Here is a 1,095-nt window from a genome sequence, read left to right on the forward strand (position 1 = left end):
GACGAATTGTCAAACCAAGTGCAACGGTTTCTCAAAAAATACCTCATATGGGGTTTCATAATTTAACACTTTTCGAGGACGGCGGTTCAGCTGATGTTGGCAGAAACTGACGTCCTTATCTGTATAATCATCAATATTAGTCCTTTTAGGAAAGTATTCCCTAATTAGGCCATTGGTATTTTCATTGGTTCCTCTTTCCTCTGGTGAATATGGATCTGGCCAATAGATAGCTACTCCTAAACGTTCTCGAATATCATTCAAGCCAAGAAATTCACGCCCATGATCTGGAGTCAATGAATGGACAAATTCTTTAGGAATAGACCCTAAGAGATCAATTAAGCCCTGATTGACATCAGTTGTTTCTTTGTGATTGATCTTTTTGATCAATACTAATCGACTAAGACGATCAACGACTGTTAAAAGAACGGAGTGTCCTGTTTTCCCCATTACAGTATCTATTTCCCAATCACCAATGCGCTGACGCTCATTGATGAATTTAGGACGCTCATGAATTGAAATATAATCTGTTTGGGCTTCCCGATGCCTCCTGGTATTTTTAGGATGACGGGTGTGATGCTTATGCCTTAAATGTCGTTTAATTCCGGTGTCACCATGAGATGAATACTGTTCACCTAAATTATGCTTGTAAATATGACGATAGATGGTGTTATAACTAACACACCACCGATGTTCTTTCGCAAAGCGCGCAGCGATTTGTTCAGGAGACCAATGTAAATCTAAAATATAATGAACAATTTTACGACGTAATTGTGGATGACTATCTAGCAATAATGGTTTATGACAATTACGACGTTTTACGTGATAGTCATTTTCAGCAGTGTTAGCAGAGTATTTACCAGAACAACGCTTTAATTCACGAGAAATAGTACTTGGACTACGCTTCATGTGTAAGGCAATTGCACGAATAGTTAATCCTTTAGCCTTTAAACACATAAGCATTTCACGTTCTTTTATAGTAAGATGTATATAACTCATAACGGGTTACCTCGAATAGTTTGCTTTGGTCGTTAAACATATTCTACCCGCTATGGGTTTATTTTTTTAAATCTGTTGCACTTAGATTGTAAATACTCA

Annotated in this window: 1 protein-coding gene; it reads right to left on the reverse strand. The window is 37.4% G+C overall.

Annotation, left to right across the window (positions count from 1 at the left end; genetic code table 11):
• Nucleotides 1–9: 9 nt before the first annotated feature.
• Complete coding sequence (locus tag QOS07_RS09215) at nt 10–996, reverse strand: IS30 family transposase (protein WP_232751566.1); 987 nt, start codon at nt 994–996, stop codon at nt 10–12.
• Nucleotides 997–1,095 lie beyond the last annotated feature (99 nt).

It is taken from the genome of Limosilactobacillus viscerum (assembly GCF_947387525.1).
Taxonomy (GTDB): Bacteria; Bacillota; Bacilli; order Lactobacillales; family Lactobacillaceae; genus Limosilactobacillus; species Limosilactobacillus viscerum.